Origin of the sequence: Pseudomonas simiae, assembly GCF_900111895.1 — a bacterium.
GTDB classification, from domain to species: domain Bacteria; phylum Pseudomonadota; class Gammaproteobacteria; order Pseudomonadales; family Pseudomonadaceae; genus Aquipseudomonas; species Aquipseudomonas simiae.
The window spans coordinates 89561-113356 of record NZ_FOKB01000009.1 but is presented as its reverse complement, the minus strand read 5'-3'; the positions used below and the strand labels follow the sequence as shown (position 1 = coordinate 113356).

Annotated in this window: 18 protein-coding genes; 2 read left to right on the top strand and 16 right to left on the bottom strand. The window is 61.2% G+C overall.

Annotated elements, in window-relative coordinates:
- Positions 1-86: 86 nt before the first annotated feature.
- On the bottom strand, positions 87-1355 hold the full coding sequence (locus tag BMZ57_RS24050) for an Hsp70 family protein (protein ID WP_044286563.1): 1269 nt from the start codon (positions 1353-1355) through the stop codon (positions 87-89).
- A 238-nt stretch (positions 1356-1593) separates the two neighbouring features.
- On the opposite strand from BMZ57_RS24050, the gene BMZ57_RS24045 reads away from it, so the two are divergent.
- Positions 1594-2532 (top strand): DnaJ C-terminal domain-containing protein, encoded by a 939-nt coding sequence (locus BMZ57_RS24045; RefSeq protein ID WP_021493229.1) that lies wholly within the window; start codon positions 1594-1596, stop codon positions 2530-2532.
- 73 nt (positions 2533-2605) lie between these two features.
- Here BMZ57_RS24045 and ureC read toward each other — a convergent pair whose 3' ends face one another.
- The 11 genes from ureC to urtA all read right to left on the bottom strand — a co-directional run bounded on the left by ureC (position 2606) and on the right by urtA (position 12660).
- Positions 2606-4306, bottom strand: coding sequence for an urease subunit alpha (gene ureC, locus BMZ57_RS24040; protein ID WP_044286564.1), 1701 nt, complete (start codon positions 4304-4306; stop codon positions 2606-2608).
- Positions 4307-4419: 113 nt separating this feature from the next.
- On the bottom strand, positions 4420-4725 hold the full coding sequence (locus tag BMZ57_RS24035; RefSeq protein ID WP_042570874.1) for an urease subunit beta: 306 nt from the start codon (positions 4723-4725) through the stop codon (positions 4420-4422).
- Positions 4722-5255 (bottom strand): GNAT family N-acetyltransferase, encoded by a 534-nt coding sequence (locus BMZ57_RS24030; RefSeq protein ID WP_042570875.1) that lies wholly within the window; start codon positions 5253-5255, stop codon positions 4722-4724. The genes BMZ57_RS24035 and BMZ57_RS24030 overlap by 4 nt, the downstream gene beginning before the upstream one ends.
- Before the next feature lie 5 nt (positions 5256-5260).
- Positions 5261-5773 (bottom strand): GNAT family N-acetyltransferase, encoded by a 513-nt coding sequence (locus BMZ57_RS24025; RefSeq protein ID WP_010213536.1) that lies wholly within the window; start codon positions 5771-5773, stop codon positions 5261-5263.
- A 9-nt stretch (positions 5774-5782) separates the two neighbouring features.
- Entirely contained in the window at positions 5783-6085 is a 303-nt protein-coding gene (locus tag BMZ57_RS24020) for an urease subunit gamma (protein WP_010213535.1), read from the bottom strand.
- A 161-nt stretch (positions 6086-6246) separates the two neighbouring features.
- Positions 6247-7086 (bottom strand): urease accessory protein UreD, encoded by an 840-nt coding sequence (locus tag BMZ57_RS24015; protein ID WP_010213534.1) that lies wholly within the window; start codon positions 7084-7086, stop codon positions 6247-6249.
- A 31-nt stretch (positions 7087-7117) separates the two neighbouring features.
- Positions 7118-7816 carry an urea ABC transporter ATP-binding subunit UrtE gene (gene urtE, locus BMZ57_RS24010; protein WP_010213533.1) on the bottom strand — a complete coding sequence of 233 codons (699 nt, stop codon included), beginning with the start codon at positions 7814-7816 and terminating at the stop codon, positions 7118-7120.
- Between the two features lie 12 nt (positions 7817-7828).
- On the bottom strand, positions 7829-8662 hold the full coding sequence (gene urtD, locus BMZ57_RS24005) for an urea ABC transporter ATP-binding protein UrtD (protein ID WP_029529256.1): 834 nt from the start codon (positions 8660-8662) through the stop codon (positions 7829-7831).
- Positions 8659-9726: an urea ABC transporter permease subunit UrtC gene (urtC, locus tag BMZ57_RS24000; RefSeq protein ID WP_010213530.1), complete on the bottom strand. Its 1068-nt coding sequence runs from the start codon at positions 9724-9726 to the stop codon at positions 8659-8661. Before urtC ends, urtD begins: the two co-directional genes overlap by 4 nt.
- Positions 9726-11228 (bottom strand): urea ABC transporter permease subunit UrtB, encoded by a 1503-nt coding sequence (gene urtB / locus BMZ57_RS23995; RefSeq protein ID WP_042570876.1) that lies wholly within the window; start codon positions 11226-11228, stop codon positions 9726-9728. Before urtB ends, urtC begins: the two co-directional genes overlap by 1 nt.
- Before the next feature lie 166 nt (positions 11229-11394).
- Positions 11395-12660: an urea ABC transporter substrate-binding protein gene (gene urtA, locus BMZ57_RS23990; protein WP_010213527.1), complete on the bottom strand. Its 1266-nt coding sequence runs from the start codon at positions 12658-12660 to the stop codon at positions 11395-11397.
- Between the two features lie 321 nt (positions 12661-12981).
- On the opposite strand from urtA, the gene BMZ57_RS23985 reads away from it, so the two are divergent.
- Complete coding sequence (locus BMZ57_RS23985) at positions 12982-18876, top strand: DUF4329 domain-containing protein (protein WP_074900653.1); 5895 nt, start codon at positions 12982-12984, stop codon at positions 18874-18876.
- Positions 18877-18916: 40 nt separating this feature from the next.
- Here the strand turns inward: BMZ57_RS23985 and BMZ57_RS23980 are convergent, their stop codons facing one another.
- The 4 genes from BMZ57_RS23980 to BMZ57_RS23965 are packed head-to-tail and all read right to left on the bottom strand — an operon-like array spanning position 18917 to position 23782.
- Positions 18917-19927, bottom strand: coding sequence for a FecCD family ABC transporter permease (locus tag BMZ57_RS23980; protein WP_010213524.1), 1011 nt, complete (start codon positions 19925-19927; stop codon positions 18917-18919).
- Entirely contained in the window at positions 19924-20871 is a 948-nt protein-coding gene (locus BMZ57_RS23975) for an ABC transporter substrate-binding protein (RefSeq protein WP_021493224.1), read from the bottom strand. Before BMZ57_RS23975 ends, BMZ57_RS23980 begins: the two co-directional genes overlap by 4 nt.
- A complete protein-coding gene (locus BMZ57_RS23970) occupies positions 20868-21650 on the bottom strand; it encodes an ABC transporter ATP-binding protein (protein ID WP_069672798.1) in 783 nt (260 codons plus the stop codon). The genes BMZ57_RS23975 and BMZ57_RS23970 overlap by 4 nt, the downstream gene beginning before the upstream one ends.
- Before the next feature lie 23 nt (positions 21651-21673).
- Positions 21674-23782, bottom strand: a complete 2109-nt coding sequence (locus BMZ57_RS23965; RefSeq protein WP_069672797.1) for a TonB-dependent receptor — start codon at positions 23780-23782, stop codon at positions 21674-21676.
- Between the last annotated feature and the right edge of the window lie 14 nt (positions 23783-23796).

The following is a 23796-nucleotide window of genomic DNA, read 5'->3' as shown; positions in this document are numbered from 1 at the left end:
CCTTTGAACGCGTTCCAACGTTGGAACTCAGCCAAAGGTGGGAGCGGGCTTGCTCGCGAAGGGCGCACCGCCGTTCAAGCTAACGCTCAGCAGCCGTAGCGCTTACTGGCTTCAATCGCCAACCCGCTGCCGATACTGCCAAAGATATTCCCTTCCACATGCCGCGCATTCGGCAACATCGCCGAGATGCTGTGGCGCAGCGCCGGGATTCCGCTGGAACCGCCAGTAAAGAACACGGTGTCCACCTGGGCCACGCTCACCGACGCATCGTTGAGCAATTGCGTGACGCTGTTGCGCACGCGTTCCAGCAAGCCATCAATGGCCGACTCGAACAGCGCCCGGCTCAGTTCCACGCTCAGGCCCGGTTCAACCCGATCCAGCAGCACATGGCGACTGTCTTCGTGGGTGAGTTGGATCTTGGTTTCTTCCACTTCCATGGCCAACCAGTGGCCGGCGCGCTGCTCGATCAACTTGAACAGACGGTCGATGCCGCCGGTGTCTTCGATGTCATAACGCATACTGCCCAGCGCCAGCTGGGATTTCTGCGAGTACACCGAGTTGATGGTGTGCCAGGTGGCCAGGTTCATGTGATGGCTGGTGGGCATGTAGGCGCCGCTCTTCATGCGGCTGCCGTAGCCGAACAGCGGCATCATGCCGTTCAACGAGAGCTGCTTGTCGAAGTCGGTCCCGCCGATATGCACGCCGCCGGTGGCGAGGATGTCGCTCTGGCGGTTGTCGTTGTGGCGACGGTCCGGGGACAGGCGTACCAGGGAAAAGTCGGAGGTACCCCCGCCGATGTCGACGATCAGTACCAATTCTTCTTTCTGGATGGTGGACTCGTAGTCGAACGCCGCCGCGATCGGCTCGTACTGGAACGAGATGTCCTTGAAACCGATCTTGCGCGCCACGTCGACCAGGGTGTTTTCGGCTTCCTGGTCGGCCATCGGGTCGTCGTCGACGAAAAACACCGGGCGGCCCAGCACCACTTCTTCGAACTCGCGGCCGGCATTGGCTTCGGCGCGGCACTTGAGCTGGCCGATAAACAGCGCCAGCAGGTCGGTGAACGGCATCGCTGTGCCGAGCACGCTGGTGTCGTGCTTGATCAGCTTGGAACCGAGCAGGCTCTTGAGCGAGCGCATCAGCCGGCCTTCGTAGTTTTCCAGGTACTCATGCAGCGCCAGGCGACCGTACACCGGGCGGCGCTCCTCGAAGTTGAAGAACACCACCGACGGCAGAGTGATCTTGTCGTCCTCCAGCGCGATGAGCGTCTCCTCGCCGGGGCGGATCCAGCCGACGGTGGAGTTGGACGTGCCAAAGTCGATACCGCAGGCACGGGCTGGGGATGGGTTTTTCATGTCTATCGGGTTCCGGTTGAAAAACGGCCGCGCAGTGTATGCCAGTCGAAGGCGGATGCGTAGGCCGACTATCCGCTAAATCGCGCTTGAAAGTTGGGTATTTGCCCCAACATCTGTTGCATACGGCAAGTGCCGATAACACTTTGACGCATACCCAGGCCACAAGACTCAACAAGTGCAATGCAGCGCACGTTGTGCCCCGGACTGTGCGATCTCGATTAAGGATGGTGAACCGCCGATGGATTTCAAAGACTACTACAAGATATTGGGCGTAGAGCCGACGGCCGACGACAAGGAAATCAAGGCGGCCTATCGCAAGCTCGCGCGCAAATATCACCCCGACGTGAGCAAGGAGAAAGACGCCGAAGCCAAGTTCAAGGATGCGTCCGAAGCCTATGAAGCGCTCAAAAGCGCCGACAAGCGCGCCGAATACGACGAGCTGCGCAAATACGGCCAGCATGGCCAGCCGTTCCAGGGACCACCGGGCTGGCAGAGCCGTGGCGGCTTTGGCGGCGGCGGTGGCGGTGAGGATTTCTCGGACTTCTTCAGTTCGATCTTCGGCTCCCGTGGCGATGCCTTCGGTGGCGGCCAGCGCCGCCCTGCCGGACGTAAAGGCCAGGACGTGGAGATGCAGCTGTCGGTGTTCCTTGAGGAGACGCTGTCAACCGAGTCCAAGCAGATCAGCTTCCAGGTGCCGCAATACGACGCCTCGGGCCGGCATGTGAGCAACACCACCAAGAGCTTGAACGTGAAGATCCCCGCCGGTGTCGTCAACGGTGAGCGTATCCGCCTCAAAGGCCAGGGCGCACCAGGTGTTGGCGGTGGGGCCAACGGTGACCTGTACCTGATCGTCAAGTTTGCGCCGCATCCCAAGTTTGAAGTGGATGGCGAAAACCTGATCATCAACCTGCCGCTGGCGCCGTGGGAATTGGCGCTGGGCGCGGAAGTGGCCGTGCCGACCCTGACCGGCAAGATCAACCTCAAGGTGCCAGCCGGCAGCCAGAACGGCCAGCGCATGCGCGCCAAGGGCCATGGCTTGTTGAACAAGGCCGGGCAGCGTGGCTTCCTGTACGTGCAGCTCAAGGCCGTGATGCCACCGGCAGGCAATGACGAGGTGAAAGCCTTGTGGCAGGAGCTGGCGCAGAAAGCTGCTTTTAATCCGCGAGAGCAGTTCTAAGGCGAAAGCGAACACTGTCCTTGTGGCGAGGGAGCAAGCTCCCTCGCCACAAGTCGTGGCCTGTTGGTTCGAGTCAGAACAGGAAATACCGCTGCGCCATCGGCAACACATCCGCCGGCTCACACCACAGCAGCACCCCATCGGCCTTGACCTGGTAGGTCTGCGGGTCCACCTCGATATCCGGCAGGTAATCGTTGTGGATCAGGTCGGTTTTCTGCACGTCGCGACACCCTTTGACCACCGCGATCTGTTTCTTCAACCCCAGGGCTTCGGGCAAACCGGCATCCTGCGCAGCCTGGCTGATAAAGGTCAGGCTGGTGGCATGCAACGAGCCGCCGAAGCTGGCGAACATCGGGCGGTAGTGCACCGGCTGCGGCGTGGGGATCGAAGCGTTGGCGTCGCCCATCAGGCTTGAGGCAATCGCGCCGCCCTTGAGGATCAGGGTCGGCTTGATGCCAAAGAACGCCGGGCGCCACAGTACCAGGTCGGCCCACTTGCCCACTTCGATCGAACCGACGATATGGCTCACACCGTGGGTAATCGCCGGGTTGATGGTGTACTTGGCGATGTAGCGCTTGGCGCGGAAGTTGTCGTTGCCGGGACCATCGCCAGGCAAGGCGCCGCGCTGTTTTTTCATCTTGTCGGCGGTCTGCCAGGTACGTGTGATCACCTCACCGACCCGGCCCATGGCTTGGCTGTCGGAGCTGATCATGGAGAACGCGCCGAGGTCGTGCAGGATGTCTTCGGCGGCAATGGTCTCGCGGCGGATGCGGCTTTCTGCGAAGGCCACGTCTTCGGCAATGCTCGGGTCCAGGTGGTGGCAGACCATCAGCATGTCGAGGTGTTCGTCGATGGTGTTGCGAGTGAAGGGCCGCGTCGGGTTGGTGGAACTCGGCAGCACGTTCGGGAAGCCGCAGGCCTTGATGATGTCCGGTGCGTGACCGCCACCTGCACCTTCGGTGTGATACGTGTGGATGGTACGGCCCTTGAGCGCGGCCAGGGTGGTCTCGACGAAACCGGACTCGTTGAGGGTGTCGCTGTGGATCGCTACCTGCACATCGTATTGATCGGCAACGCTCAGGCAATTGTCGATGCTCGCCGGGGTGGTGCCCCAGTCTTCATGCAGTTTCAAACCGATGGCGCCGGCCTTCACCTGTTCGATCAGAGGCTCCGGCAAGCTGGCGTTGCCCTTGCCGGTGAAGCCGATGTTCATCGGGAACGAGTCACTGGCCTGGAGCATGCGCGCCAGGTGCCACGGGCCGGAGGTGCAGGTGGTGGCGTTGGTGCCCGTCGCCGGGCCGGTACCGCCGCCGATCATGGTGGTGACGCCGCTGGTCAGCGCCTCTTCAATCTGCTGCGGGCAGATGAAGTGCACGTGGCTGTCGATCCCGCCGGCGGTGAGGATCATGCCTTCGCCGGCAATCACTTCGGTGCTGGCGCCGATGGCCATGGTCACGCCAGGCTGGATGTCCGGGTTGCCGGCCTTGCCGATGGCGTGGATACGGCCGTTCTTCAGGCCCACGTCGGCTTTGACGATGCCCCAGTGGTCGATGATCAGCGCGTTGGTGATCAGCGTGTCGACCACCTCATGGGCGAGCAATTGGCTTTGGCCCTGGCCATCGCGGATGACCTTGCCGCCGCCGAATTTGACTTCTTCGCCGTAGACCGTGAAGTCTTTTTCGACTTCGACGAAAAGCTCTGTGTCGGCCAGGCGGACCTTGTCACCGACGGTGGGGCCGTACATGTCGGCATAGGCTTGGCGGCTGATTTTCATGTGTGTGCCCTGAGAAATGTGTGTTGAATGTGAATCCGCTTTCGCGAGCAAGCTCGCTCCCACATGTTGAAATGCCTACTAAATATGGGAGCGGGCTTGCTCACGAAGAGGGCCTAAAGATCACCCATGACTCGACCTGCAAACCCGAACACCCGGCGACCGCCGCTCAAATCCACCAACTCAACCTCACGGCTTTGCCCCGGCTCAAACCGCACCGCCGTGCCCGCTGGAATATTCAGGCGCATGCCACGGCTTGAGGCACGATCAAACGTCAGTGCGTCATTGGTCTCGAAAAAATGATAATGCGAGCCCACCTGGATCGGCCGATCGCCGCTGTTGGCCACGCTGAGGGTGACCGTACGGCGGCCCACGTTGAGTTCGATGTCGCCAGGCTGGATCTGATATTCGCCAGGAATCATGCAGGTTGCCCCAGGGTCTTGAAGTAGATGGCGGTCGGGCTGTAGCGCCCGTCCGGGCTTTGGCAGTAGTCGGGCAGTTCACCGACCTTGATATAGCGCAGCGACTGGTAGAAGGCTTCGGCGGGTGAGCCGGCTTCAGTGTCCAGGTACAGCAAGCCGCGCTTGTGCTGGCGGGCGGCGAGTTCCAGGGTGTTCATCAGTTGCTGGCCGAGGCCATGGCGTCGCGCGCTGCTGTGTACCAGCAGCTTTTGCACTTCGGCGCGGTTGACTCCGTTGGCTTTCTGGCACAGCGCCAATTGCACACTGGCGATCACGTGTTCGTCGCGCACCACCACCCAGAGCAACAGGCCGGCGTCTTCGATGCTGGCCTGCACGCCGCGCAAATACTCGCGGGCCTGGGCCTCGTCGAAGTCGGCCATGAAGCCGACGGAAGCGCCGTGCCTGACCGCGTCCAGCAACAACTCGATCAAGCCCAGACGATAGTGGGCAAAACTTTCCGCATTGACTCGACGCACTTGCGCGCTATTCATTGGTGTCACTCCTTGGGCGGTTCGGCGCCCGGATTCAACGCCAGTTGCATGAAGGTCAGGTCCAGCCAGCGGCCGAACTTGATACCCACTTGGGGCATCTGCCCGGTGGTGATGAATCCCTGGCGCTCATGCAGTCGGATCGAGGCCTGGTTGCCGCTCTCGATGGCGGCGACCATCACGTGTTTGCCGCAAGCGCGTGCACGCTCGATCAACGCCTCCATCAGTAACGGGCCCAGGCCCTTGCCGCGTTGGTCGCTGCGCACGTACACCGAGTGCTCGACGCTGTAGCGAAAACCTTCGAACGGCCGCCAATCGCCAAACGAGGCGTAACCAGTGACTTCACCGTTTTCTACCGATACCAGGATCGGATAGCCCAGGGCATGTCGCGCACTGAACCACGCCTGGCGGTTGCCCAGGTCCGCCGGTTGTTCGTTCCAGATCGCGGTCGTGTTCAGCACTGCGTCGTTGTAGATATCGCGGATCGCCGGCAAATCATTTTGGGTCGCGTCACGAATCATCATCAGGCCTCACGCAATCGGCTGGTGGACGGTGACCAGCTTGGTGCCGTCGGGGAAAGTGGCTTCCACCTGGATATCCGGGATCATTTCGGGGATGCCTTCCATCACTTGTTCGCGGCTGAGCAGCGTGGTGCCAAAGTGCATCAGGTCGGCCACGGTGCGGCCGTCGCGGGCACCTTCCATCAGGGCGGCGGAGATGTAGGCGATGGTTTCCGGGTAGTTGAGCTTCACGCCGCGTGCGAGGCGACGCTCGGCCACCAAGCCTGCGGTGAAGATCAGCAGTTTGTCTTTTTCCCGTGGGGTCAGGTCCATGGTTCAAGGTCCTTCATAAATTGCATGCTTAAAAACACCAGAGATCAATGTTGAATGGGTTTATGTGGGAGCCGGCTTGCTCGTGAATGCAGTGCGTCAGTCAATGCATCTGTTTCTGATCCGCCGCTTTCGCGAGCAAGCCCGCTCCCACATTTTGATCTTCATGTGCTCCAGATTCGGGGTGGAACAGCTGCGCGTTCAAGTACGGCTGGGCGTAGCAGTTTCCATAGATCAATCAACCAACCTCGCGCCAGCAGCGCTTCGCTGGCCAGGCAACGGGCGACCAGCAAGCCTGGCAGTTGGGTCAGGTCGCCGCGCACCGCGTGGGGCAGGGCGCGGCAGGTGTCGAGTAACTCAGGGTCGATATCAGCCGTCAGCAGCAACGTGGCAAACACCGGTTGCCCGTCCAGGCCGATGGGAGAGTCGAGCAAACCGTCGGCACCCACAATGCGCTGGCGTTCATGCCAGAGCAATTGGCCGTCGCGGCGGATATCCAAGTGGGATTGAAAGTGGCCCTGGTCAAAGCGCTCGCCACTGGCGGGGCGGCCGAGGGCGACCACGTCCCAGTAGAACAGGCGTGCATCGCCGTGCAGCTCGATGCGCGTGGTGAGTTCAGCCTGGGCGGCACTGAATACGATGGTTTCCTGGGGCAGCCATTCCAGCGTAGCGCCGGCTTCCACGGTAAGGTCCAACTGCTGAAACGCAGGACCCTTGGCGCGATACCACTTGGCGGCGCCGGGGCTGGTCAGTTGCGCCCAGGCACCTGCGCCGACATGGGCGCTGATGTCCAGGCGATCACCGCCGGCAATGCCGCCGGGCGGGTGCACAATGATGTGCTGGCACACCTCGGGGCCTTCGGCATACAGGTGCTTTTGCACGCGCAAGGGGCCGAGGTGGCGACGCATCACTGGCCGCGTGGTGTCGCCGAAACGCGCATAGCCGAGCTCCAGCTCGGCATGCCAGCTGGGGGTGAACAGCGCAGGAGTAACGGGCAGGTTCATGGCAGAGTGCTTATCGTTAGGAGGCTACAGATTAGATGGTTACCAAGCCGCGTACACCTTCGCTTTCCATATTTTCACCTCGGCCTTGCTGCACGATCTCACCACGGGACATCACCAGGTAGTGGTCGGCCAACTCGGCGGCAAAGTCGTAGAACTGCTCCACCAGCAGGATCGCCATATCACCGCGCTCCGCGAGCTTCTTGATCACCGCGCCGATCTCCTTGATCACCGACGGCTGGATGCCCTCCGTGGGCTCATCGAGGATCAGCAGGCGTGGGCGGCTGGCCAGCGCCCGACCGATCGCGAGCTGTTGCTGCTGCCCGCCGGACAGATCGCCGCCACGGCGGTGCTTCATTTGCAGCAAAACCGGGAACAGCTCGTAGATGAACGCGGGCACTTCCTTGGCTTCCGAACCGGGGAAGCGCGAGAGCCCCATCAGCAGGTTTTCTTCCACCGTCAGCCGCCCGAAAATCTCCCGGCCCTGTGGCACGTAGGCGATCCCTGCCTGCACACGTTGGTGCGGCTTGAACCCGGTGATGGCCTTGCCTTCCCAGTTCACCGCGCCTTCCTTGGAGGGCAGCAAGCCCATCAGGCATTTGAGCAGGGTGGTCTTGCCCACGCCGTTACGGCCGAGCAGGCAGGTGACCTCGCCGACCTTCACGTCAAAAGACAGCCCGCGCAGGATGTGGCTACCGCCGTAGTACTGGTGCAACTTGTCGACTTGCAGCATGTTCGGTTCTCCTTAGCGGCCGAGGTAAACCTCGATCACCCGCTCATTGTCCTGCACCTGTTCCAGTGACCCTTCGGCCAGTACGCTGCCTTGGTGCAACACGGTCACATGATCGGCAATCGAGCCGACAAACCCCATGTCGTGTTCCACCACCATCAGCGAGTGCTTGCCCGCCAGGCGTTTGAACAGTTCGGCGGTGAATTCGGTTTCCGCGTCGGTCATGCCCGCCACCGGTTCGTCCAGCAGCAATAGTTGTGGGTCCTGCATCAGCAACATACCGATTTCCAGGAACTGCTTCTGGCCGTGGGACAGCAACCCCGCTTGGCGCTGTGCCGAAGCGGTCAGGCGGATGGTGTCGAGGACTTCATCGATACGGTCTTTCTGCTCGCCACTCAAGCGTGCACGCAGGCTGGCCCACACCGACTTGTCGGTCTTCTGCGCCAGTTCCAGGTTTTCGAACACGCTGAGGGCTTCGAACACCGTGGGCTTCTGGAACTTACGGCCGATGCCGGCCTGGGCGATCTGCACTTCGCTCAGGCTGGTCAGGTCCAGGTTTTCACCAAACCAGGCGGTGCCGTGGCTGGGCCGGGTCTTGCCGGTAATCACGTCCATCAGCGTGGTCTTGCCGGCGCCGTTGGGGCCGATGATGCAACGCAGCTCACCGACGCCGATGTAAAGGTTCAGGTTGTTGAGCGCCTTGAAGCCATCGAAGCTGACGCTGATGTCTTCCAGGCTCAGGATGGTGCCGTGGCGGGTGTCGAGGCCCTTGCCGGCGGCCTGGCCGAGGCCGATGGCATCGCGGCCGGCGCCTGCATCGAAAATAGGTTCAAGCATGACGTTCCTCATTTCTTCAGCAGGCCGATGACGCCCTTGGGCAGGTACAGGGTGACGATGATGAACAGCGCCCCAAGGAAGAACAGCCAGTATTCCGGAAAAGCCACGGTGAACCAGCTCTTCATGCCATTAACTACTCCGGCGCCGAGCAGCGGGCCGATCAGCGTGCCACGCCCGCCCAAGGCCACCCACACCGCGGCTTCAATCGAGTTGGTCGGCGACATTTCGCTGGGGTTGATGATGCCAACTTGCGGCACATACAACGCCCCGGCCAAACCACACAGCACCGCGCTCAACACCCACACGAACAGCTTGAAGCCACGCGGATCGTAGCCGCAGAACATCAGGCGATTTTCCGCATCACGCAAGGCGGTCAATACCCGGCCGAACTTGCTGCGTGCCAAGCGCCAGCCGATGAACAGGCTCGCGACCAGCAGCGCCACTGTGGCGACAAACAGCACCGCTCGGGTGCCTGGTTCAGTAATACCGAAGCCGAGGATGCTGCGGAAATTGGTGAAGCCGTTGTTGCCGCCAAAGCCGGTCTCGTTGCGGAAAAACAGTAGCATTCCGGCAAAGGTCAGGGCCTGGGTCATGATCGAAAAATACACGCCCTTGATCCGCGAACGGAAGGCGAAGAAACCAAACACCAGCGCCAGTAAGCCTGGTGCCAACACCACCAGGCACATGGCCCAGACGAAGTGCTGCGTTCCGACCCAGTACCAGGGCAGCTCGGTCCATGACAAGAAGGTCATGAACGCCGGCAACTCGTCACCGGACGCCTGGCGCATCAGGTACATGCCCATGGCATAACCGCCCAGGGCAAAGAACAGGCCGTGGCCGAGGGACAGCATGCCTGCATAACCCCACACCAAGTCCAACGCAAGGGCGACGATTGCATAGCAGAGGATCTTGCCCACCAGCGTCAGGGTGTAGGCCGAGATATGAAAGGCGTTGTCCGGTGGCAACAACGACAACAGCGGCAGCGCCAGCAGCACGATCAGGATCAGCGCGCCGAGGGCAATCGTCACCTTGGGGCCGGCCTTTTGCGCGGCCGTAAGCATCAATGGCTGGTTCATCAGTCGATCACCCGTCCTTTCAGTGCGAAGAGTCCTTGCGGGCGTTTCTGGATAAACAGAATGATCAGCGCGAGGATCAGAATCTTGCCGAGCACGGCGCCGATCTGCGGTTCGAGAATCTTGTTGGCGATGCCTAAACCGAACGCCGCCATCACGCTGCCGGCCAACTGGCCGACCCCGCCGAGCACCACCACCAGGAACGAGTCGATGATGTAGCTCTGGCCCAGGTCCGGGCCGACGTTGCCGATCTGGCTCAGTGCCACGCCGCCCAGCCCGGCGATACCGGAGCCCAGGCCAAAGGCGAGCATATCCACGCGTCCTGTAGGCACGCCGCAGCACGCGGCCATGTTGCGGTTCTGCGTGACGGCGCGCACGTTGAGGCCCAGGCGCGTCTTGTTCAACAGCAACCAGGTCAGCACCACCACGCACAGCGCGAAGGCAATAATCACGATGCGGTTGTACGGCAGCACCAGGTTGGGCAGCACTTGAATGCCGCCGGACAACCATTCGGGGTTGGACACCTCGACGTTCTGCGCACCGAACACCAGGCGTACCAACTGGATCAACATCAGGCTGATGCCCCAGGTGGCCAGCAGGGTTTCCAACGGCCGGCCGTACAGGTGACGGATCACCGTGCGCTCCAACGCCATGCCGATAGCGGCGGTAACAAAAAACGCCACCGGCAGCGCGATCAGCGGGTAGAACTCGATGGCCTGCGGCATGTAGCGCTGCATGAGCAACTGCACCATATAGGTGGAGTAGGCACCGAGCATCAGCATCTCGCCGTGGGCCATGTTGATCACGCCGAGCAGGCCGAAGGTGATTGCCAGGCCCAGGGCCGCCAACAACAGAATCGAGCCCAGGGACATGCCGCTGAAGGCCTGGCCCAGGATTTCACCGACCAGCAATTTGCGTTTGACCTGGGCCAGGCTGGTTTCCGCGGCGGTGTGCACGGCGGCATCGGTTTCAACGCCGGGGGCGAGCAAGGCTTCAAGCCGCGTGCGCGCCAGCGGGTCGCCGGTGCTGCCGAGCAACCGCACAGCGGCCAGGCGCACCACTGGGTCGGTGTCCACCAGTTGCAGGTTGGCCAGGGCCAGGCTGAGGGCGGTGTGGACACCTTCGTCGGTTTCGGCGGCGACACGCTGGTCGAGGAATTTCAGTTGCGCAGGTTGTGCGCTTTTTTGCAGGGTCTGTGCGGCAGCCAGGCGCACCTTGGGGTCGGCGGCGAGCAGTTGCTGGCTGGCGTGTACGTTGTCGATCAGGCCGCGCAGACGGTTGTTCAGGCGTACGGTTTTGGTTTCACCGTTGACGATGAGTTGTCCTTGTTGCAGAGCGTCCACCAGCTCGATGCGTGCCGGGTCAGGTTGGGCGGCCCAGTCCTGGAGGAGCTTGGCTTGTTGCGTCGGATTGGCGTTGATGAAGTCTTCGGCGTCGCTGGCGTGCGCGCCTAAGGGCAGCAACAGCAGGGCGGCGAGGATGTATCGGTAGAGGGCAGTGAGCATAAAAAAATGTCCTGATCATGCGCGGACGGTGTGGGCACTGGCTCTGTGTGGAAGCTGGCTTGCCTGCGATAGCATCGCTGCGGTGTGTCAGGTACACCGAGTTGTTTGCATCGCAGGCAAGCCAGCGCCCACATTGACCGCGCCCGACATCTGGGTTCGGTGGGGCTCAGTTGCTCTTCACGGCGTAATCCGGCTTCTTGTCATTGCCAGGGATGTACGGGCTCCAAGGCTGCGCCCGGATCGGCTCCTGGGTCTGCCACACGACAGAGAACTGCCCGTCGGCCTGGATCTCGCCGATCATCACCGGCTTGTGCAGGTGGTGGTTGGTCTTGTCCATGGTCAGGGTGAAACCGGACGGTGCGGCGAAAGTCTGGCCGGCCAGCGCTTCGCGCACTTTGTCGACGTCGGTTGACTTGGCTTTTTCCGCCGCCTGCGCCCACATATGGATGCCTACATAGGTGGCTTCCATCGGGTCGTTGGTCACGGCCTTGTCCGCGCCCGGCAGGTTGTGTTTCTTGGCGTAGGCTTTCCAGTCTGCGACGAATTTTGTGTTCACCGGATTCTCCACCGACTGGAAGTAGTTCCAGGCCGCGAGGTTGCCCACCAGCGGCTTGGTGTCGATGCCGCGCAGCTCTTCTTCACCCACCGAGAACGCCACCACCGGAACGTCGGTGGCCTTCAAACCCTGGTTGGCCAGTTCTTTGTAGAACGGCACGTTGGAGTCGCCGTTCACGGTGGAGATCACCGCGGTCTTGCCGCCAGCCGAGAACTTCTTGATGTTGGCGACGATGGTCTGGTAGTCGGCATGCCCGAACGGGGTGTAGACCTCTTCGATATCTTTATCCGCCACGCCTTTGGCGTGCAGGAACGCGCGCAGGATCTTGTTGGTGGTGCGCGGGTACACATAGTCGGTGCCAAGCAGGAAGAAGCGCTTGGCGCTGCCGCCTTCTTCACTCATCAGGTATTCCACGGCGGGGATGGCCTGCTGGTTCGGCGCTGCACCGGTATAGAACACGTTTGGCGACATCTCTTCGCCTTCATATTGCACCGGGTAGAACAGCAGGCCGTTGAGTTCTTCGAATACTGGCAATACCGATTTACGCGACACCGAGGTCCAGCAGCCGAACACCACGGCGACCTTGTCTTGGGTCAGCAATTGTCGGCCTTTCTCTGCGAACAGCGGCCAGTTTGACGCGGGGTCGACCACCACTGCTTCGAGCATCTTGCCGTTCACCCCGCCCTTGGCGTTGATCTCGTCGATGGTCATCAACGCCATGTCTTTGAGCGAGGTTTCGGAGATCGCCATGGTGCCGGACAACGAGTGCAAGATGCCGACCTTGATAGTCTCGGCGGCCTGCGCGGTCCAGGTCATGCCCATGGCGGCAATCGATGCGGTGAGTGTGAAAGCCTTGATCAAGCTGCGACGCTTCATGGTGCGATCTCCGTGACCGGTATTTTTTTATGGGTGGCAGGTGAGGGACGTTGCAGAGCTGATTGCAAGGGGTGTGCCGAAGTCTCAAAGCCTTGGAGGGACGGGGATGGATAGGCGTCGGAAACGGCGCCTTGCACCAATGTGATGCTTGATTGCGGGGCGGGGCACGGCGGTGTGCTGTTGTGGTGCCTGTTTTTTAGCGGTGCTTCAACAATATGTAGCACCCCTGAGGAGCGTCCCCCTTTGAAGATGATGAATCTTCAGTGTTCGGCCTTCACTGGCACTGACCGATTCATCAAATTCTGATTAGCAGGTGCACTCATGGATGAACATTCAAACCGCGACAAGCGTGCCGCCATCCCTCCAGGTCACACCAAGCTCCCCCCACTGACGCCGGCGTTTATCAGCGCCGATGATGCCGCGCGTTATGTACATGAGCGCATCGGTACTACGGGGGATATCGAGTACGGCAGTGTGATCATGCAGCGCCTTTCGGATCAGTTGTACGTGGCGACTGAGCCGGCTCTGGGGCAGGCAAAGAATTTCGATCTCAACCTGATACTTGAGCGTGAAAGAGGCAGCACTTTCCAGTTTGTAGAGCCTCAGGGCTATAAACTCGTCGGGGCGCTGCATTCGCACCCCGATGATTTTGCCGGAACCCAACGGGCGAACCCAACGTGGTCGCCACAGCAGGTAAAGGCCTTCATGGGTTTTTTTTCTACGGACGACATCATCGTCAATTATCGCGTCGGGGTTCAGCTGCCGCTCGCTTATTTGTCGGGTCCCAACGGAGAATTGCTCAGGTACCAAACCCGTTTCTCCAACGCCGAAGACCAGCGCGTGGGCTGGCTTCGCGGAGAGGGCGGATGGACCTCTGTGTACGACGCTGAAGGCACAGAGGAGGGCGCTTACAAAGCGTTGGCTTCGGTGGGTTCGATACGCTTTGTGTTATCCAACGCTGCATGGGGTGGATCGGTGGGCGATGTTCCTGGTGATTGGGAACCTTACAAGCCGTTCAAGGCGCCCCCCATGCAACTCAACTGCGGGCCAGTGTTTCCCTCCAGGGACCAAGTACTCAACCACGCAGCCACTCGTATCAAGCGCCAGCCTGAGAACAGGCTGCACGTGTTGATTCTGCAAGGTGCTGTTCAGGGGCGATACGTCACCTGTGAACCGCAACTCGCCGAACTCAGCGGCTGGCCGAGTGGGGGGCTGCTTTCGCGGCTGCCTCCTGGCTTTCATGTGGAGGGTGTCTATTTCCATGCTCAGCCCTCGCCCTCGCAATATCCCACCGTGGAATCGTGGCTGTATCAGAACTTCATCAGCCCGCTTGAGCTGGCGACTCACATTGCGCAGTTTCGCCGCTACAGCCCACAACCCAGGGCGGGAACAACGCTGTACATTCGTATGCGCGATCAAGCGCTGCTGCGCTACCGCTTTTCTGGCTCGGCGCTCGAATCCCAGCTGTTTGCCCAGGCGCCGGGCGGTCCGGTAACCGACAACGGTCAACAGGCCGCGCTGATGGCTGGCACGCTGACCCCCCATGACTTTGTGTTGCAGGTCGCGGCGGCGGGGCAACTGTCAGTCATCGACACCAGCCGCCTCTGGGATCAGGTCGGGGAAGTGGGACCGCAATGGCGTCCCTTCAGCAAGATCCCGCAACCGACGCTGGGCCCCCCTTTTATCACGGCCGACGATGCGGCTCGATGGGCCCACGAGTGGATCAATCTTCTGGAGGCTGACAAAGAGTACGGCGGCGCGATCCTAAAAAAAGACAGTCGCTACTTTGCTACGACGCCGATAGCTGGCGAGCAACTCACCTTCGATCATCGGATCATGCTGGCTACCGATGCCGACGACAACTTCATCGCGCCCGGCGGTTACACCTGCGAGGCGCTCTACCATTCCCATCCGGCACACGTCGAACAGGTAAAACTGAGCAATCCGGGGATCAGCGATGATCATGCCTGGATGATGATCAGTTTTTTTTCGCCCGCAGACCTGAGTTTTATCATCGAACATCGAGGTTCGGTGCCCGCTCATTACCTGTGCGGCCCCGAGGGCTCGTTACTCAAGTACGTGAGCAGTGGCTCGGCGACTGAGGTCCTGCTGAGAAAGCGCATTCTTGGCGAGGCACCATTCCCGGCGTCCGAGCATCGGGAGTCATTGATCTGGATGGCTGCCGAGGCTGGCGACCTGCGGGTGGTGGTACCCAACGCTCGCTGGGGCGGCGTACGCGGGCGGGTAAAACAAGGTTGGAAAGTCAACGCGGCCGTGACGCAAGTGACAGAGGAGCAGCCGTTTTTTACACCGGTATTTGAACGCGTTGAGTTGGCGATACTGGCCGCGCTTGCTCTGCCAACCTCCGAGCAAGCATTCGGCTTTGTGCTCAAACACATCCAAAGCGACAGTTATGTTGCGACCTATCCCGAGCCACCGGGCCCGTTACGATTTGCTCCAGCAGGGCTATTTCCTGAACGAGCACCGGGCAAGCTGAGGCTGCCCTCCAACTTTCGGCTGGAGGCGATCTACTGCCGCTCAACATCCGCTACAGCCGACGCTCCTGCCCATGAAAGCTGGTTGCAGCCTTTGTTCTTCTCTCCGGCACAAATAACCGACGCCATTACTCAAGCGCGGGCGACGCTTGAGCTGCAAGACAAGGCCCGTGGCCTGGCGCTCTACCTGTTGTCTGAGGACGATGCGGTGTTGCGGTTTAAATTGCCCGACGCGCAGACGGTCACCGAGCTGGTCAACGAAACCGTCCCCGGCGTTCTGGATGACAACGGTGCCCAGGCTGCGATGAGGGCCGGCACCCTGACACCCCGTCACTATGTCAGGCGGGTCTTGGCGGCAGGGGACCTGTCGGTGGTGGTTTCCGGTCAGGTCTGGCGTCGTTCCGGTCGTGTGGACAGTCGATCCCCGCTGCTTGCGCCGGTTCATCGAGCGGTGCTGAGCCCGGCGTTTCTCTCGGCCACCGACGCGGCGGTGTATGCCCACGAGAAAATCGGCGAGCGGCGCGACCGCGCTTATGGCGGTTACATCCTCAAGGGTGAGGATGGCCGCTTTATCGTCACTGAGCCGATGGAGGCCGGAACCAACCCCTTTGCGGCGGCGCTGTTTTTTCCAGCGGATGATCTAAACCCGTTGATCCCCCCCGAACCCTACATGATCCATGGGCGTTACGGTTCTCACCCGGCCTTGTCCATGGTCGAGCCGAGATGGGTCGCACAGCGACGCTGGACGCGTGAAGAGGCCGAAATCAACCTGCAGGCTTTTACTGTCGAAGAGATCCGCGCCGTGATCCAACAGCAGCGTCCGGCGTATTTGTCGGGGAGTGAAGACTGTTTACTGGCGTACACGCCCAGCGCGTCCAGTCAGGAGGCATTGCTGCTGAACGGCACGGCGCCACAGACTGGCGGCAGCCTGGCCCAGATGCGGCTCGACAGCGGACTGATGAAGCCCGCGCAGTGGGTTGTCATCTTGGCCGAGGCGGGAGACTTGCGGATTGTTCAGGGCAACCCTTTGTGGGGACCGCGCTCGCCGGTGTACGCCGACTGGACCCCCAATTTTGCTTATGCACCAAGATTCGGCCCGCCCGACTATGCCACCTACGGGGCCGTGTTCAGCAGCGCCGATGAAGCTGCCCGCGACCTTCACGCCAGGGTTCATGGCCGCAATCTTGCGGAACAGGCCTACTTTGGTTTTATTCTCAAGCACAAGGATAAGGCCCATTACCTCGCCAGCGAGGTGGTGGGCGTCAATGAGCGCGTCAAGCTGTTCAACCTCAACAGCGTGTTTGCAGCGACAGAAGACAATAGCTACCGGTTTCCGGATGGGTTTGTACTCTGCGGATTGTTTCGTTCGCAGCAGTGGCAACCGGTGGGGTTACCCGCTTCAAGCACCTGGTTAACCCGTTACTTTGTGATGCCCATGGTTTTGTATGGTGCGCTTGTGGACAGCAAGCACAGGGGGGCGAAATACAACAACGGGAACAACCTGCCGATCTACTTTTCAACTGAAGAGGGAGCCTTGTTGAGGTACTTGCCGCTGCCATTCAACGTGGGAAGCGGCGGCCTGGTAGACCACGCGTTCGAAGAGATCGAGGTCGCGCTGGCCTCAGGTAAAAAAACGCCGCAAGAGTTTGTCAGGGACTGGGCCAACGCGGGTGAACTCAGCGTGGTACGCACCAGCCAATGCTGGGACAAACTAGGGCTGGTGCCGCGCACGTGGTCCGGCTACGAAAACCTGAGCCGGCGACATGTGGGCCCCGCCTTTGCCAACCCGGACGATGCTGCTCGGTATGCGGCGGCCATTGTCGGAGAGGGCCGTCATCGTACCTATGGCGGTGTGCTGCTACGGCTGCCCGGTGGCAGTTTTGCGGCGACTGATCCGCTGGTGGTGCCTCCCCAGGGTTTTGCACTGAATTGGATTTACCCTGATGCGGCGATTGCGCAAGGGCTGTATCCGCCAGGAAGTACCATCGTCGCCCGTTACCGGTCGGTGGTCAGGCAAGAGACGCAGATATTGTTGTCGGTCACTCAAAAAGCGGTCTACCAGAGCATGTTGCCCACCCACGTGCTGTCGAACCTGTTGCGCCGGGAAGTTCACGTCAAGCGCGAATACCTGTTTGGTCCAGAGGGTTTGATCCTGCGTTACCAATTGAGCGGTTCCGCTGAAGAGGAGGAACTCAAGCAGCAGTTGGCGCCGTTGAACCTGGCCAGGGGGGATGCCGCTGACAATGAAATTGAACGACAACTGCGCGCCGGCACCCTGCTGCCAGTCGACTTCGTGACGCAGGTGGCCAAGGCCGGCGATTTGCAGGTGGTCAAGGGCGATGCGCTGTGGGGCTTCGCACGGCCACTGAGTGGGCCGTTCGTACCGTACGTGACGCGCGCGCCGGCCCTGGAGATCAAGCAGGTTTTTGCCGATGCGCCCTGCAGCCCGATCTTTACCCAAGCCTGTGACGCGGTACGGTATGCGCAGCGTTTGTCATCGCCCCAGGCGCAGGTGCAGTTCGGGTATGTGCTCAAGTCGGTAAAACGTAATGCTTACATGACCACCGTGCCGTTGATGCGCGCCGATTATTCCGATTTCAAGCAGGTGTTTGTCGAGGGGCAGTTGCCTCAGGGTTATGCCTTGGATGGCTTGTACTTGTGCGCCTCCACGTTGGCGATTGCTCCAGCAAGCGATGAAATGGCGACCTGTTTCTTCTCCCCCGTGTCTCTGGCGATGGGCGTCAATTTTGTCAGCAATATGGCCAAAAACGGTGTGCTGCCCCTTTACCTGCTGTGTGCCGACGGTGCGCTGCTCAGGTACTTATTCAGAAAAAACGGAGCGCAATCGCTGCATGCCTTGAACTCCGAGATGAAAACCATCGAACCGAAGTTGCTCGATGGGTCCTTGACCGTCGCTTACTACGTGCGGGGGCTCGCGGCCAGGGGCGAACTTTACGTGCGTGTCAGGAGCACCGTATGGGCCAGGGAGGAAGCCGTAACGGCGCAGTGGCGGCCCAAGCTCACTCCCTGGGATTTCGCTGACAACCCACACCTTCTTTCATTCTGTGGGCCGTTGTTCAGTCATGCCGACGACGCCGCGCGCTGGACCGAAAAACAGCTGGGTGGGTTCATGGGGCAGGAATACCTTGGGGCGGTATTGGTGCCGCCTAGTATTCCAGGGTTTGTGGGGCTTGATCCTGTGCTGGACCAACGCACCTTTTGGGAGAGTACGGTTTCGTCAGTGTTCTTGTTTCACGGTATCGGGCTTGATGTCACGTCCGTACATCCGCTGTTCCTCTACACCCTCAACGCGGTCCACGCATTTTACAAAGTGGCTCCCAGGGTCGGTAACCCGATGTCGCTTGACTTGCAGTTGCTGGGGAATTTTGCCTCCAAGGATGATCTGCGTTCCTACATAACGATCGTGAAGAATAACCGTCCGGTTGCCGAGAGCCTGTACCTGTCGTGCCGAGGCGGCGCGCTGCTCAAGTACGTGCCGGGTTTTACGGCAGGCGAGACGCTTTTGCTGAGCGTCGACTCGTCACCTCTGCCCACTGTGTTGGTCAGTGGTTTGCGAGAGGCCGGTAAGCTTTCCGTTCTGGAAACCGACAGTTTTTGGACGCGCCGGGGGACGCTGGGGGCCGAGTGGCAAGTCAAGGACGTGCAAGCCGCACCTGATCCGCAGGTTGTTCAGTACGGTCGAGACAAAGACGAACTCTAACTAGCAGGGTGAGGGGGGCCTTCTGTCAGCTGAAGACGTGTCAGCGCCTGCGCATCAGCCCGATAAAAAACAGCCCGCCAATCGCCGCCGTGGCCACGCCAATCGGCAAGTCCTCGGGGGCGATCAGCGTGCGCGCTGCGACATCCACCCACACCAGGAACAGGCTGCCGAGCAACACGCACACCGGCAGCAGACGGCGATGTTCGGCACCCACCAGGCGACGGGCAATGTGCGGCACCATCAGCCCGACAAAACCGATGGAGCCGCTGATGGACACCAGCACGCCCGTCATCAAGGAGGCGACCAGGAACACCTTCAGCCGCACGTTGCGCGCATTGAGCCCCAAGGTGACAGCCGTTTGCTCGCCGGCCATCAACGCGTTCAAGGGCCGCGCCATGCCCAGCAGCAACCCCAAGCCCAACAGCACGGTGGCGGTGGGAACCGCCAGCAGTTCCCAGCGCGCCAGGCCCAGGCCGCCGAGCATCCAGAACATCACCGCCGACGCCGCACGATGGTCGCCCATGAACAGCAAGAGGTTGGCCGCCGCCATCATCACGAAGGACACCGCCACGCCACAGAGCAGCAGGCGATCACTCTCCAGCCGGCCATTGCGACTGGCCACCGCCAGCACCACAAGCATACTCAGCAGCGCGCCGATGAAGGCAGCGAGGGGCAAGGTCAGCAGGCCGATGACTTCACCCACGTGCAGCACCACGATCACCGCGCCAAGGGTGGCGCCGGAGGTCACGCCCAGCAGGTGCGGGTCGGCCAGCGGGTTGCGCGTGACCGCCTGCAACACCGCGCCGATCAGCGCCAGCCCGGCGCCGACCAGCGCCCCCAGCAGCATGCGTGGCACGCGGATCAGCCAGACGATATGTTCCTGCCCGGCCGGCCAATTCACTTCGCCGACCCCGAAGGCCTTGTACAACACGATTCGCCACACCACCTCTACCGGCACCCGCGCCGGGCCAAAGCCCAGTGAGAGGACGCAAGAGACCAGCAACACCGCCCCCAGGGCAGCGAGTAGTAAGGCGTAGCGACGCGTAATCATTCGCCGTGGAACCCCTTCGCCAGGGTCTCCACTGCGAGCACGTTATCGATGCCCGGCGTGGCCTGCACGTAGGGAATCACGATAAAGCGCTGGTTCCTGATCGCGTCCACCGCTTGCAATGCCGGGTTGTTCATCAGGAACGCTTGCTTCTGTTCGGCGGTGACTTCGCTGTAGTCGACGATCACGATCACCTGCGGGTTGCGCTCCACCACGGTTTCCCAATTGACTCGGGTCCAGCTGGCATCTATGTCATCGAGAATATTGCGCCCACCGGCGGCGTCGATCAGCGCTTGCGGCATACCCAGGCGCCCGGAGGTCATGGCGCGGTCTTCACCGCTGTCATAGAGGAACACGCGAGGTTTGTCGGCGGGCAGGTGTTTTTGCACCTCGTCGACCTGCGCCTGCATCTGCGCGATCAAGGTACTGGCGCGGTCCTGCACGTCGAAGATCTTGCCCAGGTTGCGCAGGTCGTTATAAGTGTCTTCCAGGGTGGCCGCCGGGCGCTTCATCACGAAAGCGCAGGACTCGGTCAGCTCATACACGTTGATGCCCAACGGTTGCAGGGTGCTCGGCGTGAGGTCGCCGCCCACGCGCATGCCGTAGTCCCAGCCGGCGAAGAAGAAGTCCACGTTGGCGTTGAGCAGGGTTTCCACCGAAGGGTACTTGCTGGCCAGTTCCGGCAGGCCGGCGAGGATCTCGGCCATTTCCGGGGTTACCGACTTCCAGCCGGTGACGCCGCTGTAGCCGGCCATCCGCGGTTTGAGGCCCAGGGCGAGCATCATTTGGGTCATGTTGATGTCGTGGCTGACCGCGTGCTTCGGCGCTTCCTGGAAGGTCACGTCGCGGTTGCAGCTCTTGATAGTGACCGGGTAATGCGTCGCTTCGGCGAACGCTTGTGCAGTACCGAACAGCAAGGCGAGGGGCAGCAGGGCGCGCAGGATCATGGTTGGGTTATCCAGGTAATTCGGGGGTAGCCGGACAAGGGGTGGGTGTCGATCAACGCGTCCACGTCAAACACGTCACGCAGCAACTCGGCGGTCAGCACTTGATGGGGCGTGCCGCTGGCAACGATGCGCCCGTGGTCTATCACGTACAAGCGATCACAGAATGCGGCAGCCAGGTTGAGGTCGTGAATGCTCGCCAGGGTGCCGATGTTCAAGCGCTTGACCAACTTCAACAGCTCAAGCTGATAGCGCGGGTCGAGGTGGTTGGTCGGTTCGTCGAGGATCAGCAGTTGCGGCTGCTGGGCCAAGGCGCGGGCGAGGATCACACGCTGCTTTTCTCCGCCGGAAAGGGTGGCGAAGGCGTGGTCTTCGAAGCCTTGCATGCCGACCGATTCCAGTGCCTGCTGGATCAGTTGCTGGTCGTGCAACGTATCGCCATCGAGCAACCCCTTGTGGGGCGTGCGGCCCATGGCGACCACTTCATCGACACGCAGGCCGAACGCCTCGGGGAATTCCTGCAGCACCACGGCGACGCGTTGTGCACACCACTTCGCGTTTTGCTTCCACACATTCTGGTGGTCGAGCAACACGTCACCGCGCGCCGGCTTACTGAAACGGTACGCACAGCGCAACAGGCTGGTCTTGCCGCTGCCATTGGGCCCTATGAGCCCTACAAACTCGCCTGCACCGACCTGCAGGTTGGCGTCACGCAGGTGGAATTGGTGATGGCAGTGGCCTGCGGGGGACCAGGTGAGGTCGGTGAGGGTTAGCGAAGTCATCGAGTCTCTCAAGTCCAACACCGTTAGAAGGTGTAGTCCGCAGTGACAAAGAACGAGCGCGGCTCACCCAGAATCCACTGCTGCCCGTCGTTGTATTGGCTGACGGCGTAGGTGCGGTCGAACAGGTTGTTCAGTTGCAGGCCCAGGGTGGTGTTGCGCATAGCCTTCCACGACACCGTGGCGTCGACCACGGTGTAGCTCGGTAGCTCATTTTGGTTGGCCATGTCGGCGTAACGTGCGTCGACATAGCGCACCCCGGCCCCGGCGCGGATATCGTCGGTCACGGCCTTGCTCAGCCACAGGTTGGCGGTACGGCGCGGCACATCCACCGGGCGGTTGCCGTCGCGGGAAACCTGCACGCCACCGACGTCCTGTTTGAAGTCGTCGTACTGCGCGTGGACGATGGCCGCGTTGGCTTGTAGTTGCCAGGCATCCGGCAGTTGCAGGGCGAGGCTGGCTTCCAGGCCCCTAGAGGATTGCTGGCCGACTTGTTGCTTGAGGTCCGGGTCGCCCGGCACGTCGGTGAGCAGTTTCTTTTTGACGATGTGGTAGGCCGCCAGCGTCCATTCGCCCCGTTGGTTCCAGAAGGCTTGCTTGATACCGATCTCGGTCTGCTTGGCGGTGGACAGGTCGAACTGCTGCTGGCCTGGGCTCAGGGAGATCAGGCCACCGACGCCGTCGGTGCTGGTAGCGTACTGGCCATAGATCGAGGTGTCAGGCGTGATCGCGTAGACCAGGCCGGCCTTCCCGTTATTGCCGGTGAGGGTCTTGTCGGTTTGGCCGCCGTTGCGCAAATCATCACGCTCGACATGGGCGTAGTCACGGCGGATTCCGGTGACCAGCGACAGTTTATCGGTGAGTTGCAGGCGGTTTTCCGCGAAGCCGGCGACCGTTTTAGTGGTGGTAGAAAACAGCGGTGCGAACGCGTTCTGGCTGTTGAACGCGGCGGGTGCCGGGTGAAGGATGTCGATCGGCTGACCGCCCGCCAACACATCGTTGAACGGTGAGTTGCTGGCCAGGCGGAAGCGGATGCGGTTGTATTCCACGCCGGCCAGGGTCTGGCTGTCGAGACCGAACAGGGTGTGCTTGAAAGTAAAGGTCTGGCGGTCGCCCACCTGCTCCTGGTTGTGCTTGATGCCGAAGTTGCCGCTGCGGGTAAGCTGGCCGTTGGTGAAGTTGTAGTTCTCGGCGTTCTGCCAGCGACGCTGGTTTTTCAGGTAGTACAGTTCATTCGTGGCGCTGATGTTGTCGTTGATCTGCCACGCGCTGGTCAGGCGCGTCCACTGGTCGTTGTAGTGCTGGGTGTCGTTGCTGACGTTGTAGTTCTTGTCGCGCAGGCCCTTGTGCAATTGGCCGTTGATCAGCGGGGTGCCGAAGTAGTTTTGAGGGCGCTGGTCGCCGTAGTCGCTGGCCAGGGTGAAGCTCAGGTTGTCCGCCGCTTGCCAGCGCAGGGCGCCGCTGACGAAGTCGCTGCTGGAGTCGCCACGGTCGATAAACCCGTTGCTGTGCAGGCGGTTGAGGTTCAGGCGATAGCTCAGGGTGTCAGTCAGCGAGCCGCCGCTGTCCAGGGCCTGTTGCTGGCGATCATAAGTGCCGTAGCCCAGTCGGATGTGGTTTTCGATCTCGCCTTCAAACGGCTTTTTGGCCACGGTATTGATCACCGCGCCGGTAGCACCTTCGCCGTACAGCACCGAGGCCGGGCCACGCAGCACGTCCACGCGCTCCACCGACCAAGTGTCCACCGGAAATGTCGAAGTCCCCATGCCCATGTACATGCGGTTGCCGTCATACAGCTGCATCACCGAGCCCTGGCCGGTAAAACCACGCGCCGATAACGAAGTGCCGCCATCCCCCGGGGTGCCGGTGCGGCTGATACCGGTAGCGCGGGCAATCGCGTCCTGCACGCTGGCATCGCCACGTTCGCGGATCTGCGTACCGGTTTGGCTTTCGACGCTGCCGGGGGTTTGCAGGGCGCTGAGGTTCAGGCGCGAGCCGGCGGTGGTCGGGGTGTTCAGGTCGACGCGTTCGTCATCCATCGCAGGCGCGGTGATTGGGCTGGCGGGCAGGGTCAGGGCCTGGGCGCTGTTGTGCAGGGCGAGCAGGCACAGGCCGGACGCAAGGTACTTGTTCATCGGTCGATCAATCG

Excerpts from the sequence above, each read along its gene's own strand:
- urtB (WP_042570876.1), bottom strand. The coding sequence starts at position 11,228 with ATGCTCACTGCCCTCTACCGATACATCCTCGCCGCCCTGCTGTTGCTG.
- BMZ57_RS24050 (WP_044286563.1), bottom strand. The coding sequence starts at position 1,355 with ATGAAAAACCCATCCCCAGCCCGTGCCTGCGGTATCGACTTTGGCACG.
- BMZ57_RS24020 (WP_010213535.1), bottom strand. The coding sequence starts at position 6,085 with ATGGACCTGACCCCACGGGAAAAAGACAAACTGCTGATCTTCACCGCA.
- urtA (WP_010213527.1), bottom strand. The coding sequence starts at position 12,660 with ATGAAGCGTCGCAGCTTGATCAAGGCTTTCACACTCACCGCATCGATT.
- urtC (WP_010213530.1), bottom strand. The coding sequence starts at position 9,726 with ATGAACCAGCCATTGATGCTTACGGCCGCGCAAAAGGCCGGCCCCAAG.
- BMZ57_RS24045 (WP_021493229.1), top strand. The coding sequence starts at position 1,594 with ATGGATTTCAAAGACTACTACAAGATATTGGGCGTAGAGCCGACGGCC.
- urtE (WP_010213533.1), bottom strand. The coding sequence starts at position 7,816 with ATGCTGCAAGTCGACAAGTTGCACCAGTACTACGGCGGTAGCCACATC.
- BMZ57_RS24025 (WP_010213536.1), bottom strand. The coding sequence starts at position 5,773 with ATGATTCGTGACGCGACCCAAAATGATTTGCCGGCGATCCGCGATATC.
- ureC (WP_044286564.1), bottom strand. The coding sequence starts at position 4,306 with ATGAAAATCAGCCGCCAAGCCTATGCCGACATGTACGGCCCCACCGTC.
- BMZ57_RS24015 (WP_010213534.1), bottom strand. The coding sequence starts at position 7,086 with ATGAACCTGCCCGTTACTCCTGCGCTGTTCACCCCCAGCTGGCATGCC.
- BMZ57_RS24030 (WP_042570875.1), bottom strand. The coding sequence starts at position 5,255 with ATGAATAGCGCGCAAGTGCGTCGAGTCAATGCGGAAAGTTTTGCCCAC.
- BMZ57_RS23965 (WP_069672797.1), bottom strand. The coding sequence starts at position 23,782 with ATGAACAAGTACCTTGCGTCCGGCCTGTGCCTGCTCGCCCTGCACAAC.
- BMZ57_RS24035 (WP_042570874.1), bottom strand. The coding sequence starts at position 4,725 with ATGATTCCTGGCGAATATCAGATCCAGCCTGGCGACATCGAACTCAAC.
- BMZ57_RS23970 (WP_069672798.1), bottom strand. The coding sequence starts at position 21,650 with ATGACTTCGCTAACCCTCACCGACCTCACCTGGTCCCCCGCAGGCCAC.
- BMZ57_RS23975 (WP_021493224.1), bottom strand. The coding sequence starts at position 20,871 with ATGATCCTGCGCGCCCTGCTGCCCCTCGCCTTGCTGTTCGGTACTGCA.
- urtD (WP_029529256.1), bottom strand. The coding sequence starts at position 8,662 with ATGAGGAACGTCATGCTTGAACCTATTTTCGATGCAGGCGCCGGCCGC.
- BMZ57_RS23980 (WP_010213524.1), bottom strand. The coding sequence starts at position 19,927 with ATGATTACGCGTCGCTACGCCTTACTACTCGCTGCCCTGGGGGCGGTG.
- BMZ57_RS23985 (WP_074900653.1), top strand. The coding sequence starts at position 12,982 with ATGGATGAACATTCAAACCGCGACAAGCGTGCCGCCATCCCTCCAGGT.